15 protein-coding genes are annotated in these 16,084 nt (G+C 70.0%); 3 read left to right on the top strand and 12 right to left on the bottom strand.

The features are described from left to right. Positions 1–465 carry an SDR family NAD(P)-dependent oxidoreductase gene (locus JOF29_RS32780; protein ID WP_209698253.1) on the bottom strand — a complete coding sequence of 155 codons (465 nt, stop codon included), beginning with the start codon at positions 463–465 and terminating at the stop codon, positions 1–3. Between the two features lie 142 nt (positions 466–607). Here JOF29_RS32780 and JOF29_RS32775 point away from each other — a divergent pair, with 142 nt between their 5' ends. After that, a complete protein-coding gene (locus JOF29_RS32775) occupies positions 608–1,357 on the top strand; it encodes a glycoside hydrolase family 16 protein (protein WP_209698252.1) in 750 nt (249 codons plus the stop codon). A 59-nt stretch (positions 1,358–1,416) separates the two neighbouring features. Here JOF29_RS32775 and JOF29_RS32770 read toward each other — a convergent pair whose 3' ends face one another. Both JOF29_RS32770 and JOF29_RS32765 read right to left on the bottom strand, forming a co-directional pair. After that, a complete protein-coding gene (locus tag JOF29_RS32770) occupies positions 1,417–3,219 on the bottom strand; it encodes a DEAD/DEAH box helicase (RefSeq protein ID WP_209698251.1) in 1,803 nt (600 codons plus the stop codon). A gap of 58 nt (positions 3,220–3,277) precedes the next feature. After that, positions 3,278–3,850 (bottom strand): Uma2 family endonuclease, encoded by a 573-nt coding sequence (locus tag JOF29_RS32765; protein WP_209698250.1) that lies wholly within the window; start codon positions 3,848–3,850, stop codon positions 3,278–3,280. 121 nt (positions 3,851–3,971) lie between these two features. Between JOF29_RS32765 and JOF29_RS32760 the strand changes: the two genes are divergently transcribed. Continuing rightward, positions 3,972–4,250: a DUF3039 domain-containing protein gene (locus JOF29_RS32760; protein WP_209698249.1), complete on the top strand. Its 279-nt coding sequence runs from the start codon at positions 3,972–3,974 to the stop codon at positions 4,248–4,250. On the opposite strand, the gene JOF29_RS32755 is transcribed toward JOF29_RS32760, so the two are convergent. From JOF29_RS32755 to JOF29_RS32745, 3 genes are read right to left on the bottom strand one after another with little or no spacing between them, the layout of a single operon-like run. Further along, positions 4,251–4,808, bottom strand: coding sequence for a YqgE/AlgH family protein (locus JOF29_RS32755; RefSeq protein WP_209698248.1), 558 nt, complete (start codon positions 4,806–4,808; stop codon positions 4,251–4,253). Between the two features lie 7 nt (positions 4,809–4,815). Beyond that, positions 4,816–5,199: a VanZ family protein gene (locus JOF29_RS32750; protein WP_245359679.1), complete on the bottom strand. Its 384-nt coding sequence runs from the start codon at positions 5,197–5,199 to the stop codon at positions 4,816–4,818. After that, on the bottom strand, positions 5,196–6,626 hold the full coding sequence (locus tag JOF29_RS32745; RefSeq protein ID WP_209698247.1) for an NAD-dependent malic enzyme: 1,431 nt from the start codon (positions 6,624–6,626) through the stop codon (positions 5,196–5,198). Before JOF29_RS32745 ends, JOF29_RS32750 begins: the two co-directional genes overlap by 4 nt. A 118-nt stretch (positions 6,627–6,744) precedes the next feature. On the opposite strand from JOF29_RS32745, the gene JOF29_RS32740 reads away from it, so the two are divergent. Next, positions 6,745–7,737, top strand: a complete 993-nt coding sequence (locus JOF29_RS32740) for a LacI family DNA-binding transcriptional regulator (RefSeq protein ID WP_209698246.1) — start codon at positions 6,745–6,747, stop codon at positions 7,735–7,737. A gap of 85 nt (positions 7,738–7,822) precedes the next feature. On the opposite strand, the gene JOF29_RS32735 is transcribed toward JOF29_RS32740, so the two are convergent. The 6 genes from JOF29_RS32735 to JOF29_RS32710 all read right to left on the bottom strand — a co-directional run bounded on the left by JOF29_RS32735 (position 7,823) and on the right by JOF29_RS32710 (position 15,988). Next, positions 7,823–8,827: a substrate-binding domain-containing protein gene (locus tag JOF29_RS32735; RefSeq protein WP_209698245.1), complete on the bottom strand. Its 1,005-nt coding sequence runs from the start codon at positions 8,825–8,827 to the stop codon at positions 7,823–7,825. 13 nt (positions 8,828–8,840) lie between these two features. Continuing rightward, complete coding sequence (locus JOF29_RS32730) at positions 8,841–9,866, bottom strand: ABC transporter permease (protein ID WP_209698244.1); 1,026 nt, start codon at positions 9,864–9,866, stop codon at positions 8,841–8,843. Next, positions 9,863–11,416, bottom strand: a complete 1,554-nt coding sequence (locus JOF29_RS32725) for a sugar ABC transporter ATP-binding protein (protein WP_209698243.1) — start codon at positions 11,414–11,416, stop codon at positions 9,863–9,865. Before JOF29_RS32725 ends, JOF29_RS32730 begins: the two co-directional genes overlap by 4 nt. A gap of 376 nt (positions 11,417–11,792) precedes the next feature. Next, a complete protein-coding gene (locus JOF29_RS32720) occupies positions 11,793–12,938 on the bottom strand; it encodes a CaiB/BaiF CoA transferase family protein (protein ID WP_209698242.1) in 1,146 nt (381 codons plus the stop codon). Between the two features lie 84 nt (positions 12,939–13,022). Continuing rightward, positions 13,023–14,129 (bottom strand): alpha/beta fold hydrolase, encoded by a 1,107-nt coding sequence (locus JOF29_RS32715; protein ID WP_307863809.1) that lies wholly within the window; start codon positions 14,127–14,129, stop codon positions 13,023–13,025. Next, positions 14,126–15,988, bottom strand: coding sequence for a hypothetical protein (locus JOF29_RS32710; protein ID WP_209698241.1), 1,863 nt, complete (start codon positions 15,986–15,988; stop codon positions 14,126–14,128). The genes JOF29_RS32715 and JOF29_RS32710 overlap by 4 nt, the downstream gene beginning before the upstream one ends. Positions 15,989–16,084: the final 96 nt, after the last annotated feature.

The raw sequence follows: 16,084 nt of genomic DNA, 5'->3' as shown, positions 1-16,084 counted from the left end.
TTACCAGGGCGGGCGGCCTTCTTCGGCGTACACCTGGCCGGTGGGGCCGTCGGCGTCCAGCGTCGCCAGCCCTACCGCGACGGCCGCACCCTGCGCAGGTGTGCGCGCCGCGGTCCAGCCGCCCATGTCCGTGGCGCAGTTGCCGGGGTCGGCGGCGTTGACCAGGATGCCGGTGCCGCGCAGTTCGCTGGCGAGCATTACCGTCACCATGTTCACGGCCGCCTTCGACGAGTTGTACCCGAGCGTCAGCACCGTCGACATCCGCGACTCCGGATCCGTCACCTCCACCGGCAGCGCGACCACGTCGAGGCCCTCGGCAACCAGCTCCTTCGTCGCGACCGCACCACGGTCCGCGTCCCGCGATCCGGCCAGCACGATGAACCCGCGCTCCCCCAGCTGCCGTGCGATCTCGATGCCGATGCCCTTGTTGGCGCCCGTGACGAGCGCGACCTTGTTCGTGTTCATGCCGCCAACCTCCGTCCCCCAGGCCGCCCGAGGCAGAGCGAGCCGACCCTGGGACCGGCACTCCCTGGATACAGGAGTTGACAACCAAGCCCTGATCAAGCGACTGTTTGATCCGTCGTTTTCCGACGGAGAGGGTTGCCTGATGCGTAAGTTACTTACGGCCGTGGTGGTGCTCGGGTTGCTCGTCGTTCCACTGCGCGCAGCAGACGCGGCCGAGCCGGGGAAGCTGGTGTTCGCCGACGAGTTCGACGGTACGGCGATCGACCGGACGAAGTGGGCGATCCACTCGAACGCCGAAGGCGACCAGTGCCTGGGCAACAAGGGCAACGACCAGCTCGAGTGGCACACCTGGGACGCGCTGTCGGTGCGCGACGGCAAGCTGACGATGACCGCCACGAAGAACAACCCGGCGCCGGGCTACGAGTGGTCGGGCGCGCTGATCACCACCGGCCAGGCATGCGGGCACGAGCCGTCGAAGTCCTTCGCCGTCCAGCCCGGCGACTACGTCGAGACGCGGCTGAAACTCCCGTCGGCCAAGGGTTTCTGGCCGTCGACGTGGACCTGGAACGGCAACGGTTCGAACGAGCAGGACACGTACGAGTTCTACAGCGACAACCACCAGGCCCTGTACCTCACCAACCACCAGGCCCCCGGCGGCAGCTGCACGTACCAGGCGCCGGCCGACCTCACCACCGACTGGCACACGATCGCCGAGCAGCTGGGACCAGACCATACGGTTTGGTATGTCGACGGCAAGGAGATCTGCCGCCAGGGCGCGTACGCCGGGACCGGCGACGCGCTGATCCTGGACCTGTTCGTGTACGGGAAGATCCCACCCACCGTGACGTCGGAGTCGATGCAGATCGACTACGTGCGGGTCTACCGCCCCTGATGGACTGAGGCCCAGCACCTCGGGCGGGGTGCTGGGCCCCCAGCCCATCAGGGGCGATCTCAGGCGCGGCGCTGGGTGGCCCAGTCGCGGATCAGCTCGATCCGCTCCTTGAGCTGGATCGACGAGGCGTGCGCCGCGGCCGGACCGCCGAGCTTGCGGCGCAGGTCGTTGTGGATGACGCCGTGCGGCTGGCCGGTGCGGTGGTGCCAGGCCGCGACCAGGCTGTTCAGCTCGCGGCGGAGCAGCGCGATCTGCTCGTGCGTGGCCAGCTCGGTCGGCGTCGGGTCCTCGCGATCTTCCGGACGTTGGGCCTTCTTCTGTGTGGCTAGCTTCTGGGCGGCGAGCGACTTCTGCTGCCGCTTGTGCAGCAGCTCGCGGACCTGGTCCGGCTCCAGCAGACCGGGCAGCCCGAGGAAGTCCAGCTCCTCGTCGGACGCGTTGTCGCCGCCGGTGCCGTAGTCGCCGCCGTCGAACACGACCCGGTCGAAGCTCGCGTCCGACCCGAGCGCCTCGAAGTTCCCCTCGAGCTCGTCGCTGGCGCCCTCGGCCTGGTTCGCCTGCTTCAGCAGGTCGTCCTCGAGGGCGAAGATGTCGCCGTCCTCGTTGCTCTTCTTGCGGCCGAGGACATGGTCGCGCTCGACCTCCATCTCGGCCGCGAACCCGAGCAGCCGGGTCACCGACGGCACGAACACCGAGGCCGTCTCCCCACGCTTGCGGGCCCGGACGAACCGTCCGACGGCCTGGGCGAAGAACAGCGGCGTCGACGTCGGCGTCGCGTACACACCGACCGCAAGCCGCGGTACGTCGACGCCCTCGGACACCATCCGGACCGCGACCATCCAGCGCGACTCGTCCTCGGAGAACTTGGCGATCTTCTTGCTCGCCGCCTTCTCGTCCGACAGCACCACGGTCGGCGACTCCCCGGTGATCTCCCGCAGCGTCTTCGCGTACGCGCGGGCCGTGTTCTGGTCGCCCGAGATCACCAGCGCGCCGGCGTCCGGCATGTGCCGCCGTACCTCGGTCAGCCGCTTGTCCGCGGCCGCCAGCACCGCGCCCATCCACTCACCGGTCGGGTCCAGCGCGGTCCGCAGCGCCTGCGCGGTCAGGTCCTTCGTCAGCGGCTCGCCCAGCCGCGCGGCGACCTCGTCCCCGGCCTTGGTCCGCCAGCGCATCTCCCCGGAGTACGACATGAAGATCACCGGCCGTACGACGTGGTCCTCCAGCGCGCGACCGTACCCGTACGAGTAGTCCGCCTTGCTCCGGGCGACCCCGTCGTGGGCCTCTTCGTAGGTGACGAACGGGATCGGGTTGTCGTCGCTGCGGAACGGCGTACCGGTCAGGCAGAGCCGGCGCGCGGCGGGCTCGAACGCCTCGCGGACGCCGTCTCCCCAGCTCAGCGCGTCACCGCCGTGGTGCACCTCGTCGAGGATCACCAGCGTCTTGAACCGCTCGGTCCGGACCCGGAAGGCCAGCGGGTTCACGGCGACACCGGCGTACGTCACCGCGACGCCCTGGAAGTCCTTGTTGGTCTTGCCGCGACGCCCGGCGAACGCGGGGTCGATCGCGATTCCGGCCCGGTCCGCCGCATCGGCCCACTGGGTCTTGAGGTGCTCGGTCGGCGTCACCACCGTGATCCGCTCGATCTGCCGCCGGTGCAGCAGCTCGGCGGCCACCGTCAGCGCGAACGTCGTCTTACCGGCGCCCGGCGTCGCGACCGCGAGGAAGTCCCGCGGGTTGCTGTCGAGGTACAGCTGCAGCGCCTCGGCCTGCCAGGCTCGCAGCTTGCTCGCGGTACCCCACGCCGCCCGGTCCGGGTAGGCCGGCGGCAGGACAGCAGAATTGGCCGGCACGTGCGAATCCACAGACAGCTACTCCCCCGAAGTCGACAGTGTGCCGGGCAGGAAGGTTACCCGAGATCCGTTACGAGATCAGATCCGCAGGCACCACCGTCACGCCGAACGGACTCGTCAGGTGGGCCGCCTCGTCGCCGGTGACCTTCGCGACCTGCACATATGCGCCGTCCCGCAGTTCCCACGCGATCAGACTCGGCGTGTCGGGATCCACCACCCAGTACGCCTGACACCCCGCCGCCTCGTACCGCGACCACTTGAGCATGAGGTCGAACCGGCGGGTGCTCGGCGACAACACCTCGACCGCAAGCAGCGGCGGCCCCGGGAGGTCGTGCTCGGTGAAGTCGTCACTTCGTGCGACCAGCAGGTCGGGTTGGATCACGGTGTCTTCGGCCAGTGCCACGTCGAACGGTGCGAACAGAACTGTCAGCTCAGCCGGACAGAGTGTCCTGAGCTGGTAGTACAGGTTGCCCAACGCGTGCTGATGGACGCGCTTTGGCGCGGGGCTCACGATCAGCACTCCGTCGATGAGCTCGTACCGATGCCCGTCATCGGGCATCCGATCCAGGTCGTCCCTGGTCAACGGCTGAACGGGGCGCCAAGGCACCGCAGGTTCGGTCGGGATGGGTTCCACGAGACTCATACTGCCTCCTTTGGTCGGTCACGTCAGAGAAGGTGCCGCGATCTGCCCCGGGTTGCCCCGGGATTCCCCGAGCTGTGGAAAAGTTCCGGATCGGCTGGTGACACGTCCTACACTCGGGGGTATGAGTACTCAGCTGACCCCCGGCGCGGAGACGGTTGTCGACGAGCGGACCAAGCCGTCACCCGCAGAGCCCGGCGATCACGAGCGGTTCTCGCACTACGTGCCGAAGGACAAGCTGACCGAGGCGATGGTGATGGGCACGCCGGTGGTCGCGCTGTGCGGCAAGGTGTGGGTCCCGAGCCGCGACCCGCAGCGTTTCCCGGTCTGCCCGGAGTGCAAGGAGATCTGGGACTCCCTCAACCCGGGCGACGGCGACGGCGGCGGCCAGGGTGACGAGTAGCTAGTTCTGCGTCGGGTCGTCGGGGTAGGTCGAGACGTAGGCCATCTGGTCGGTCTGGCGGCGGAGGACCCGGCGCCAGAGGGTGTCCGGGTCGTGGCCGAAGACGTCGGCCGGCTCGGACTCCACGACGTACCAGGCGCCTTCGGCGATCTCGCCCTCGAGCTGACCGCTGGACCAGCCGGCGTACCCGGCGAAGATCCGCATCCGGGTGATCGCGCCCTCGAGCAGCTCCGGCGGTACGTCGAGGTCGACCAGCCCGATCCGCCTGAAGCACTCCCGCCAGCCGGGCGGGTCGGTGCCCGCGTCCACTTCGGCGACCGCGAGCGCGCTGTCGGTGCCGACCGGGCCGCCCATGAACAGCACGCCGGGCTCGTCGACGGCCGTCGACCAGTTCGGCAGCACCCGGTCCACGGACAGGTCCGCGGCCCGGTTCACCACCACCCCGAGCGCGCCGTCGTCGTCGTGGTCCAGCAGCAGGATCACCGAGCGGCGAAACGGCGGCTCGTCGAGCAACGGAGTCGCCACCAGCAGCGATCCGGTCAGGGTCGAGACCGTCATGTCTCCATCATGGCGTACGGCGGGCTGCCCGCGGGCGTCGCAATGTCGCGAGCCAGGCGCCGAGCGCGACCCCGGCCAGGTCCGCGAGCGCGTCGAACGGGTCGCCGTCGCGCTGCGGCAGGAACCAGTGCTGCACCAGCTCACTGACCACCGCGTTCGCGGCCAGCACCCCGAGCAACCAGCGGGCCGGCAGGCCGACCTTCAGCCCGGTGAACGCCACCGCACCGAACAGGACGCAGTGCGCGACCTTGTCGATCTGCGGGATGCCCACATCCGGACCGGCCTCACGCGGCGCGTACACGCCGTACAACTGCAACGCCACCGCCCCGACAAACGCGATCCGCCAGACCCAGACCGAGACCTGTGAGGTGTTCTCCGTGGTGACCGTCACAAGGCGGGGGTGTCGTCCGGGAAGTTCTCGTGGGCGGGGGCCTTGCCGCCGGCTGCGTCGCGGACCGCGTGGGCGACCCGGGTGTGCACCTCCGGGTGGAAGACGCTCGGCACGATGTACGTCGCGTTCAGCTCCTCGTCCGTGACCACCCCGGCGAGCGCTTTCGCGGCGGCCAGCTCCATGTCGACCGACACCTTGGACGACTGCGCGTCGAGCAGACCGCGGAACACCCCGGGGAAGACCAGCACGTTGTTGATCTGGTTCGGGTAGTCGCTGCGGCCGGTGGCCACCACGGCAGCGTGCTCGCCGGCCTCGGCCGGGTCGACCTCGGGCGTCGGGTTGGCCAGCGCGAACACGATCGCGTCGTCGTTCATCGTCGCGATGTCGGCGCCGTTCAGGATGTTCGGCGCGGAGACGCCGATGAACACGTCGGCACCGGCCAGCGCACCCTTAAGGTTGCCGCTGTACTTGGCCGCGTTGGTGTTCTCGGCGATCCAGCGCAGCTCCGGCGACAGGCCGTCGCGCTCGGTGTGGATGACGCCGTCGATGTCCGCGACCACCGCGTCCTTCAGGCCCGCGGCGAGCAGCAGCTTGAGGATCGCCGTACCTGCCGCGCCGGCGCCGGACAGCACGACCCGCACGTTCGTGATGTCCTTGCCGACCACGCGGAGCGCGTTGAACAGCGCCGCCAGCACGACGACCGCCGTACCGTGCTGGTCGTCGTGGAAGACCGGAATGTCGAGCTCCTCACGCAGCCGGGCCTCGATCTCGAAGCAGCGCGGCGCGGAGATGTCCTCCAGGTTGATCCCGGCGAACCCGGGAGCGATCGCCTTGACCACCTGGATGATCGCCTCGGTGTCCTGGGTGTCCAGGCACAGCGGCCAGGCGTCGATCTCGGCGAACCGCTTGAACAGCGCGGCCTTGCCCTCCATCACCGGCAGTGCGGCCTTCGGGCCGATGTTGCCGAGCCCCAGTACGGCGGAACCGTCGGTGACGACCGCGACGCTGTTCCGCTTGATGGTCAGCCGGCGGGCGTCCTCGGGGTTGGCCGCGATCGCCAGGCAGACCCGTGCGACACCTGGGGTGTAGATCATCGAGAGGTCGTCCCGGTTACGGATCGGGTGCTTGGCCTCCATCGAGATCTTCCCGCCGAGGTGCATCAGGAAGGTCCGGTCCGAGACCCGGCCGATCTCCACGCCCGGTACGGCGCGCATCGCCTCGACCAGACGGCCGGCGTGCTCGGTGTCGGCCGCGGCACAGGTGACGTCGATCCGCAGCCGCTCGTGGCCGGAGGCAGTGACGTCGAGCGCGGTGACCAGACCGCCGGCCTGCTCGACCGCGGTCGTCAGCTTGCTCACCGTCGAGCCACCCGCGGGCACCTCGAGGCGAACGGTGATGGAGTACGAAACACTCGGCAAGGCAGTCACGCGGGTGATCCTCTCATGTCACTGGTAAGGCTCGAGGGTTACGTACGTAAAGTGCACCACAGACCACTGGGTAATCCATTACTCGTCCCGCTACTGTTCCGTCAGGGAAGGAGTCAGAGTGCCGACTGTCAGCGACGTGGCCGCGCGCGCCGGGGTGTCCACGGCGACCGTGTCCCGGGCGCTGAACGGGAAGCCGACGGTCGATCCCGGCCTCGCCGAGCGGGTCCGGGTCGCGGCCGCCGAGCTCGGGTACCAGCCGAACGGCCCGGCGCGGAACCTGCGCCGCCAGGAGGCCGCGGTGGTCGCGCTGATCATCTCCGACGTGGAGAACCCGTTCTTCACCGCGATCGCCCGCGGGGTCGAGGACGTCGCGCACGAGGTCGGGTACTCCGTCGTACTGTGCAACTCCGACGAGAGCGCGGCGAAGGAGCGCCGGTACCTCGACGTCGCGCTGCAGGAGCGGGTCGCCGGGGTGATCCTGTCGCCGAGCGGGCCGGAGTCGTCGGTCGCGAAGCTGGTGTCACGGGGTACGGCGTACGTCGCGGTGGACCGGCCGTTGCCCGGTGCGGACAGCGACGTGGTGCTGGTCGACACCCGCGCGGCCGCCCGCGAGGCGACCGCACATTTGGTTGCCCAGGGCTACGAACGGATCGGCTGTGTCACCGGGCCGTCCGGGGTACGGACCGCGGACGACCGGCTGGCCGGATACCGGGAGGCGTTGAGGGCGGCCGGGCGCCGGAGTACGACGAAGCTGGTACGTCGTACCGAGTTCAAGGCGGACGGCGCACACCGGGCAGCGCTCGACCTACTCGCGCAACCGGAGCCGCCGGACGCGCTGCTCGTCGCGAACAACGCGATGGCCGTCGGAGTGCTGCAGGCCCTGCAGGAACGTGGTGTCCGGGCCGGCCGCGACGTCGGCCTGGTCACCTTCGACGACGCCCCGTGGGCCGCCTTGGTCGATCCACCGCTGACGGTGGTCGCACAACCGGCGTACGAGCTGGGCGCCGTCGCCGCCCGCCTCCTGCTGGCGAGGATCGCCGACCCCACGCGCCCGCCGACGGCCACCACCCTCGGCGCCCGCCTGATCGAGCGGGCAAGCTCGCGGCGGTGAGCGGACCTGCGCGCAGGCAGAAGTGGCATTGAACGGCCGCAAACCGGGGTCTTCGGGAGGTTCTGCCTGCGTGCCGGTCCACCCGTCACCCGTTGGGGTTCTCCTCGGCGTAGATCTTCGCCGCGTTGGACGGGTCGATCAGGCGCGTCGGGAGCGTCTGCGTCTTCGGGATCGTGCCGCAGTCGATGAGCAACTTCTTCGCGGCGGCGATCGCTTCCTTGCCGTTCGTCGGGTACGTGAACGTCGCGGACAGCCGCCCCTGCTCGACCGCCTTGATCCCACCGGACGGGATCGGCAGCGCGTCGATGCCGGTGAACTTCATCTGCTTCTCCCGGCCGACCGCCTTCGCGGCCAGGTACGCGCCCTCCGCCATCGGGTCGTTGTGCGAGAACACCACGTCGATCTTCGGGTTCGCCTTCAGCAGCGCGTCCATCTGCGACTGGCCCTTCTCCCGCAGCCAGTCACCGCTCGCGCTCGCGATCACCTTGACCTTCGGGTTGCCCTTGATCCCCTCGACGAATCCCTCGTGCCGCTCGGCCTGCGGCGTCGCCCCGGCCAGGCCCTTCAGCTCGACGACGTTCCCGCCCTGAGGCAGCAGCTTCTCCGCGATGTACTTGCCGGCCTCGCGCCCGATCTGCACGTTGTCGCCGCCGATGAACCCGGTGTACGCGTCCCCCTCGACCTTCCGGTCCAGCACGATCACCGGAATGCCCTTGTCGTACGCCTTCTTCACCACCGCGGTCAGCGGCTTCGCCTCGTTCGGGCTGATGATCAGCAGGTCGATCTGCTGGGTGATGTAGTTCTCCACGTCCGCGACCTGCTTGGCGTTGTCCTGCGCAGCGTCCGCGAACTTCACGTCGAACTGCGGCACGTCCTTGGCCGCGTTCTTGATGTCGTCGTCCATCCGCTGCCGGTACGGCTCGGCGACGTTCGCCTGGCTCATCCCGATCGTGTACTTGCCGTCGGCCCCCTTGCAGGACTTGGACGCGCCGGGCGACGAACCCGCCGTTCGCTCGCTGGTGGTCCCGCAACCGGCCAGCACGAGCGCGGCCACAGCTGCCGCGGCCAACGGAATTCTCACAGAACGCATGACAGAGCCTTCCTTACGAGGTGGGGCGGAGCCGTTGCAGCGCGGCGGCGGCAACGATCACCAGTCCCTTGATCAGGAGCTGGATGTTGGAGTCGATGTTGTTCAGGGCGAGGATGTTGTTCAGTACGCCGAGCAGCAGCGCGCCGGCCACCGTCCCGGCCACCGAACCACGGCCGCCCGCGAGACTGGTGCCGCCGATCACCACCGCGGCGATCGCGTCCAGCTCGTAGCCGATACCGTCGTTCGGGCTGCCCTGGTTGAGCTGGACGGCGTGCACGATGCCGGCCAGCGACGCGAGCAACCCGCAGATCGCGAACACCGCGACCTTCACCCGGACCACCGGTACGCCGGACAGCCGCGCGGCCTTCTCGTTGCCGCCGACGGCGTACAGGTGCCGGGCGAACGCGCTGACCCGCAGGAACACCACCGCGGCAGCCGCGACCACCGCGAAGATGATCACCGGGATCGGCACCAGGCCGCCGAAGGTGCGCTCGCCGAGCAGCGCGAACGACGCCGGCGCCTCGTTCGGCCCGTTGCCGTACGCGATCGCGACGCCCTGCCCGCCGGACCAGATCCGCGCCAGACCTCTGGCTATCTGCAGGCCGGCCAGGGTCACGATGAACGACTGGATCCCGATCATCGCGGTCGCGATCCCTTGCAGGGCACCGAAGACCAGGCCGATCGCGAGCACGAGCACGACCGACGGCAGGAAACCCCAGTCGTTCTCGACCATCAGTACGGCGGAACCGACCGCGGCCAGGCCGAGCACCGCGCCGACCGACAGGTCGATCCCGCCGATCAGGATCACGAACGTCATCCCGACCGCGATGATCCCGATCTCGGACACCGCCCGGACCACGTTCGCCAGGTTGTCCGCGCTGATGAACAGGATCTCGCCGTTCTTCCGCGGCGAGAAGATGATCGCCGCGACGAACACCGCGATCAGCCCGAAGACGCTCTGGAACCGGAACAGCGTCGCGGCCACGCTGCGCTGCCCGGCCGGCGCGCCCACCGCCGGCCGGTCCTGTACGTCGGTCATCGCACTCCTCCGACTTCGATTTGTCCCATCGCGGCGGCCAGCAGATCGCCCTCGCCCGAGTCCGCCGTACTGAACGACGCCACGTCGCGCCCGTCCCGCAGCACGACGACGCGGTCGCAGACTCCTACCAGTTCGGGGAGCTCGGACGAGGCGAGCAGTACGCCGATGCCCTGCCCCGCGAGCTCGCCGAGCAGCCGGTAGATCTCGGCCTTCGCGCCGACGTCGACGCCGCGGGTCGGCTCGTCGAGGAGCAGCAGCTTCGGCTCGGTGAGCAGCATCCGGCCGAACACGACCTTCTGCTGGTTCCCGCCGGACAGCGTGCCGACCTCGTCCTGCATCCGCCCGAACTTCAGCCGCAACCGATCCGCCATCGACGCCGACGCGGCCCGCTCGAGCCGGCGCGCGACAATGCCGAACCGGCCGAACCGGCCGAACCGGCCGTACGCCGGGAGACTCGAGAGCACCGTGTTCGCGAGGATCGAGTGGAACAGCACGAGCCCGGACGCGCGCCGGTCCTCCGGGACGAACCCGATGCCGTGCGCCAGCGCCTGCCGCGGGCTGCGCGGCCGGATCGGCTTGCCCTGCAGGAGAATCCGGCCCGTCAGCGTGCCGCCGGGCGCGACGCCGTACAGGGTCTCGAGGAGTTCGGTGCGGCCGGCGCCGAGGAGTCCGGCGAGGCCGACGATCTCGCCGGCGCGGACGGTCAGCGAGATGCCGTCCGGGTCGCGGCGGCCGGGGCGTTTCGCCTTCACGACGAGGTCCTCGATGCGCAGCAGTTCGTCGCCGGTGTCGCTGTCGGGGGTGGTGAACATGGTCTGTACGGGCCGGCCGACCATCGCCTCGACGACTTCCGCCGTACTGAGTTCGCGCGGGTCGAAGCTGGTCACGATGCGGCCGTTGCGGAGGACGGTCGCACGGTCGGCGACCTGGGCGATCTCCTCCATCCGGTGCGAGATGTAGACGATCCCGACGCCGCTCTGCCGGAGCTCGCGGATCACGTCGAAGAGCCGCTCGACCTCGGAGCTGGTGAGCGCGGAGGTCGGCTCGTCCATGATCAGCACGCGGGCGTCGAGGGAGATCGCCTTCGCGATCGTGACGAGCTGCTGCTCGCCGACCCGGAGCTCGCCGACCGGGCGGCGCGGATCGAGGCTGACGCCGCTGCGGTCGAGGAGGTCTCGCGCCTCGCGTTCCATCCGGCGGCGGTCGACGGTCCGGTACGGCGTCCGGAGCTCGCGGCCGAGGAAGATGTTGTCCGCGACCGACAGTGCCGGGACGAGGTCGAGTTCCTGGTGGATCATCGCGATCCCCGCGGTCTGCGCGTCGGTGGGGCCGTTGAACCGCACCGGTTCGCCGTTGATCGCGATGCTGCCCGCGTACTCCGTGACGTCGCCGGACAGGATCTTCATCAGCGTGCTCTTGCCGGCCCCGTTCTCCCCGAGCAGCGCATGCACCTCACCGGCCCCGAGCACGAAGTCCACCTCGTGACAGGCCCGCACTCCGCCGTACCGCTTCCCGATCGCACTCATCGTCACGAGGTCAGGCCGTGTCATGGGGCCTCCCGGCCTGGACTGAGGAGCGGCGGGAGCGAAGCGACTCGAGCGACGAGGGAAGGCCGGGAGCCCCAGCCCCATGACCCCGCCGCGCCGGAGGCGTGGCAATTCAACACAGCACCTCCGCGATCGGGCGAGTAATCGATTTCCCGGACGCTAGACCGCCGCCCGCGGGCCCGTCAACCCCTCACCAGGTCAACGGACCCATCCGTGACCCAGCTTCGCCGTCGAGGTCCGGTCTCGGCAGCCTTTCCATCTCGGTCGAAAAGTGCGGACCGCCACCACTCATCAACCCGTGCGGACAGACACCGGCGCCGCCCCCGCAAGCGTGAACTCGTGGGCACGGCGCCGGTTGCTGAGTGCTGCAGGTCCGCTCCTACTCCTCCAGCCAGGCGCGGACGGACTCGTTGTGCTCGCCCAGCCGGGGCGGCGGGAGGTTGGTTTCGCGGGCGCCGGCGTACGGGTTGTCGTCGAAGCGCAGGGGTGGACCGGGGAGCTGGATGGTGCCGAGGGTGGGGTGCTCGACGTCGACGAGGAGGCCCTGGGAGCGGGTCTGGTCCCACTCGTAGACCTGCCGGAAGTCGCGGACCTTGCCGGCCGGGATCCCCTTCTCCGCAAGGCGTTCCAGCCACACGTCCGCCGAGTCCCCGGCGAACGCGGCCTCGATCGCGGCGGTCAGTTCGTCGCGGTGCGCGACCCGCTCCGAGTTGACCGCGAAACGTGCGTCGTCCGCAGCCAGTCCGACGATCGGCGCGAACAGCCGCCACAGTCCCTCACTGCCGACCGCCACCTGCACGATGTCGTCGCGGGAGCGATAGAGCCCGTACGGCGCGATCTGCGCGTGGTGGTTGCCGACCCGCTCCGGCAGCTCGTGCGCGACCGTCCACTTCGTACCGTGGAACGCGTGCACGCCGACGACCGCGGCCAGCAGGCTGGTCCGCACCACGCGGCCCTTGCCGGTGATGGCCCGCTCGTGCAGCGCGGCCAGCGCACCGTAAGCGCCGTACATGCCGGCCAGCAGGTCCGAGATCGGGGCGCCGACCTTCGTCGGCTCGGTCTCGCCGGTGATGCTCATCAGGCCGCCTTCGCCCTGGGCGATCTGGTCGTACCCGGCGCGGCCGCCCTCGGGGCCGTCGTGCCCGAAGCCGGTGATCGACAGGATCACCAGGCCGGGGTTGAGCTCGTGCAGCCGCGCGGTGCCGAAGCCGAGGCGGTCGAGCACGCCGGGGCGGAAGTTCTCGATCAGTACGTCGGCCTTGCGGACCAGCCTGGTGAGGAAGTCCTTGCCGTCCTCGGACTTCAGGTCCGCGGTGACCGACTCCTTGTTGCGGTTCGCGGACAGGTAGTACGTCGACTCACCGTCGACGAACGGCGGGCCCCACCCGCGGCTGTCGTCGCCGCCGTTCGGGGTCTCGACCTTGATCACCCGTGCGCCGAGATCCCCCAGCATCATTGCCGCGTGCGGGCCGGCGAGGGCGCGCGTTAGGTCGACGACCACGACGTCCGAGAGAAGGTTCTGCACGGGTCGAGCGTAGGCGAGTACGCCGTAGTGGGCCGTGATGAGCCTCTCAGGCGGACGCCTTGCGGACGAGCCAGACCAGATCTCTCAGGTGGACGCCTTGCGGACGAGCGAGGCGAGGCGATGGGTGATGTCGCGGGGGCGTTCCTGCATGAGCATGTGGCCGGCGCCGGGGTAGATCCAGAGCCGGGCGGTGGGGAGCTGGGCGGCCATCCGGTTGGCGTGCCGCGGCGGGAGGAGCCGGTCGCAGGTGCCGTGCATGATCTCCACCGGCAACTGTTCCAGCACCTTCAGCGCGTCACCGCGGTCATGCTCGAGCATCGTCTCGAAGAACCCTCCGTACGACGCCCCCGGCACCACGGCCAGGTCCTCCATGAACAACTCCACCTCGGCCGGATCCGCCTTCTTCCCGAACACCACCCGCCGAAGCACCGGCCCCTGCAACCGCGCCGCCCGCACCGCAGCGCGCCGCCCAACGCCAGCAAGCCGCGCCACCGACCCCGCCGCGGGCACCCTGTCCCGGCGGCCTGCGCTCTCCTGCCCGCTCCGGGCAGCGCCGGTTCCGGTCGCGGCCTGGCGGCCTCCGTCCACCAGGGCGGTCGCCTGGTGGAGTTCGCCGGCCGCCTCCGAGCCGCGGCTCCCGGCGGCCGCTCGTGCTGCTGCTCGGCGGTCGATTCTTCGGCCTACCGCGTTCAGGACCCGCGGGGCGATTCGGGCGGCGGTGGGGTCGAGGCGGGCCGGGATGCCGAGGGCGCCTTCGGTGAGGTGGCCGGAGGTGGTGCTGATCAGGGCGGCCGCGCGGATGCGGGTGCCGAACAGTTCCGGGTAGCGGTCGGCGGCGGCCATCAGGGTCATGCCGCCCATCGAGTGGCCGGCGTACACGACCGGCCCGTCGCCGACGACCTCGTCCAGCACGGTCACCAGGTCGTCGGCAAGTTGGTCGAGCCGGGTCGACCCGGGCGGCGCGGCGTCCGAGCGACCGTGGCCGCGGTGGTCGTACGTGACCACGCGGACGGCGTCCGGCCCGAGGATCTGCGGCAACCCCTCGACCTGGTTGTGCCAGGAACGGGTCGAGCACGTCCAGCCGTGCACCAGCAGCACCGTCACCGGTGCGTCGGCCGGCCCGGTCACCTCGACGTTCAGGCGCACTCCATCAGAGGTGGTTACCCCGGAGCGCTCGAGCTGGATCGTCACGCAATCTCCCGTTCCCGTTCATCGGCGGCCAGATGAGCCGCTCGCATCCGTCCGCCGCGGGCGCCGCGCCCGACCAGCCAGGCGATCCCGGCCACCTCGAGCAGCCCGACCACCGCCAGCAGCGCGTACCCGGCGTTCCACATCCATCGTGGCACGTCGGTCCGTTCCTCACGCCGCAGTACCTGCTGCTCGTCGATGAACTCGACCGTCTGCCCGTTCGACACCTGGACGACCGGTTTCGCGATCGCCGCGTCCTCCGGCGCGTACACCCAGGCCGCGACCATGTCCCGCTGCCCCTGGTGCAGCCGGACCATCGACTTCCACTTCCCGTACATCGGCAGCGCGCCCCGCGACCGGTAGGTGCCTTCGGCAACCTTCTCCATCGGGTGGTACACCAGCCCGCCGCCCTGCCAGGCCAGCGCCTCGAACCAGCGCGCACTGTCGACCTGGGCGGCTGCGTCCGCGGGGGTGAGGGAGATCGTGACGTACGCCGTCGGCTCGGCCCCCGTGGCCACCCGCTCCAACGACACGACCCCGCTCACGCCCGGATCCGCGGACCGCGGCACGCAGAAGAACACCGTGGCGGCGACCGCCACGAGCCCGACGGCACCGAGTTGATGGGTACGCCGGACCGCGACCGCCCGGACGGGCTTGATCCCGGTCGCGCGCTCCTCGCCGGCCACCTCGGCGTACCGGGTCGCGAGCCAGGCTCCGACGAGACCGGCCCCGGCGCCGACGACCACGCCGTACCCGATCGCGGACGGCAGCATCGACGACGGCCAGGCGATCGGCATCCAGACGTGGCTCCAGGCGTACTCCGCGACCACGCCGACGGTCCCGATCAGCACGCCGGCGACCAGGCCGAGCCGGAAGCGGTTCTTGTTGCCGAGGGCAAACGCCGTTACCTCGACGAGGACCGCCTCGACGATCAGCAGCGGGAAGTGCCCGACGATCTGGCCGAGCGGCTCGGCGACGGCGTACGCGATCCCGCCGCGGATCAGCAGGTACACGCCCAGCGCGACGAACGTGGACCCCGGCCCGCGCCGCGCACGCAGGATCGTGAACCCGAGCGTGGCGCCGAACGCGATCAGGATCGGCTGCAGGATCAGCGGGAACTGCGGTACGCCGTAGTTGAACTCGGTGCTGAACAGGTCCCAGGCGATCAGCAGCGCGCCGACCGACACCATCTCCTGGAAGATCCGGCGCTTGTTCGGGCCGGCCAGGTCCTGGCTGGATTGCCAGACAGGACCTAACTGTTCCACCTCGGCGATCGCGAGCAGCCGGGCGAAGATCGAGAACACCACGCCGCCGATCATCAGCAGGTGCGTCGGCCCCCACAGCGTGACGTCCTCACCGAACAACCGGTGCCAGACGTCGTCGAGCGGGAATCCGACCAGCGCGAACGTGCCGCAGACCGTGACCAGCGCCGCGCTGCACGGGATCCGCCAGCCCTTGGTGAGCTTGATGATGCGGGCCGGCAGTGGTTTGCGGGCGAGCGCGATCGGCAGTACGCCGGAGACGATCACGCCGAGGATGCCGAAGAAGATCGGGTAGTGCGCCGCGGTGCCGAACGGGCCGGTGTCGCGGCCGCGGTCGATGTGGATCGCGATGTCCCACCAGACCCCGAACGCGCAGGCCAGCAGCGAGACCGCGTGCAGGTACGGCGTGAGCGCGGCCCACCGGGGGGCTCCGTCCAGTCTCCCGATGGTGTCCGCGAACCTCCCTACCAGGGTTCCGTGGCCGGTGCGTTCCCGCCACAGGAGCACGGCGAGTGCGACGTACAGGCAGCCGACCACGCCGGTGACGATGGCGATCTGGTCGAACGTCGCCGTACCGGTGGTCGCCAGCGGGATCGCCATCGGCGGTCTCCTCCAGGGGCATTCAGTTCAGGGCATTCGGGACATGCGCCATGAAGCATGTTACATACACTATGTAACGTGGAGTCTGGAAGACTG

The organism is Kribbella aluminosa (assembly GCF_017876295.1).
GTDB lineage: Bacteria > Actinomycetota > Actinomycetes > Propionibacteriales > Kribbellaceae > Kribbella > Kribbella aluminosa.
Note: the sequence above shows the minus strand (reverse complement) of the source record. Positions and strands in the feature narration are given on the sequence as shown.

Excerpts from the sequence above, each read along its gene's own strand:
- JOF29_RS32780 (WP_209698253.1), bottom strand. The coding sequence starts at position 465 with ATGAACACGAACAAGGTCGCGCTCGTCACGGGCGCCAACAAGGGCATC.
- JOF29_RS32775 (WP_209698252.1), top strand. The coding sequence starts at position 608 with ATGCGTAAGTTACTTACGGCCGTGGTGGTGCTCGGGTTGCTCGTCGTT.
- JOF29_RS32765 (WP_209698250.1), bottom strand. The coding sequence starts at position 3,850 with ATGAGTCTCGTGGAACCCATCCCGACCGAACCTGCGGTGCCTTGGCGC.
- JOF29_RS32760 (WP_209698249.1), top strand. The coding sequence starts at position 3,972 with ATGAGTACTCAGCTGACCCCCGGCGCGGAGACGGTTGTCGACGAGCGG.
- JOF29_RS32755 (WP_209698248.1), bottom strand. The coding sequence starts at position 4,808 with ATGACGGTCTCGACCCTGACCGGATCGCTGCTGGTGGCGACTCCGTTG.
- JOF29_RS32735 (WP_209698245.1), bottom strand. The coding sequence starts at position 8,827 with ATGCGTTCTGTGAGAATTCCGTTGGCCGCGGCAGCTGTGGCCGCGCTC.
- JOF29_RS32730 (WP_209698244.1), bottom strand. The coding sequence starts at position 9,866 with ATGACCGACGTACAGGACCGGCCGGCGGTGGGCGCGCCGGCCGGGCAG.
- JOF29_RS32725 (WP_209698243.1), bottom strand. The coding sequence starts at position 11,416 with ATGACACGGCCTGACCTCGTGACGATGAGTGCGATCGGGAAGCGGTAC.
- JOF29_RS32710 (WP_209698241.1), bottom strand. The coding sequence starts at position 15,988 with ATGGCGATCCCGCTGGCGACCACCGGTACGGCGACGTTCGACCAGATC.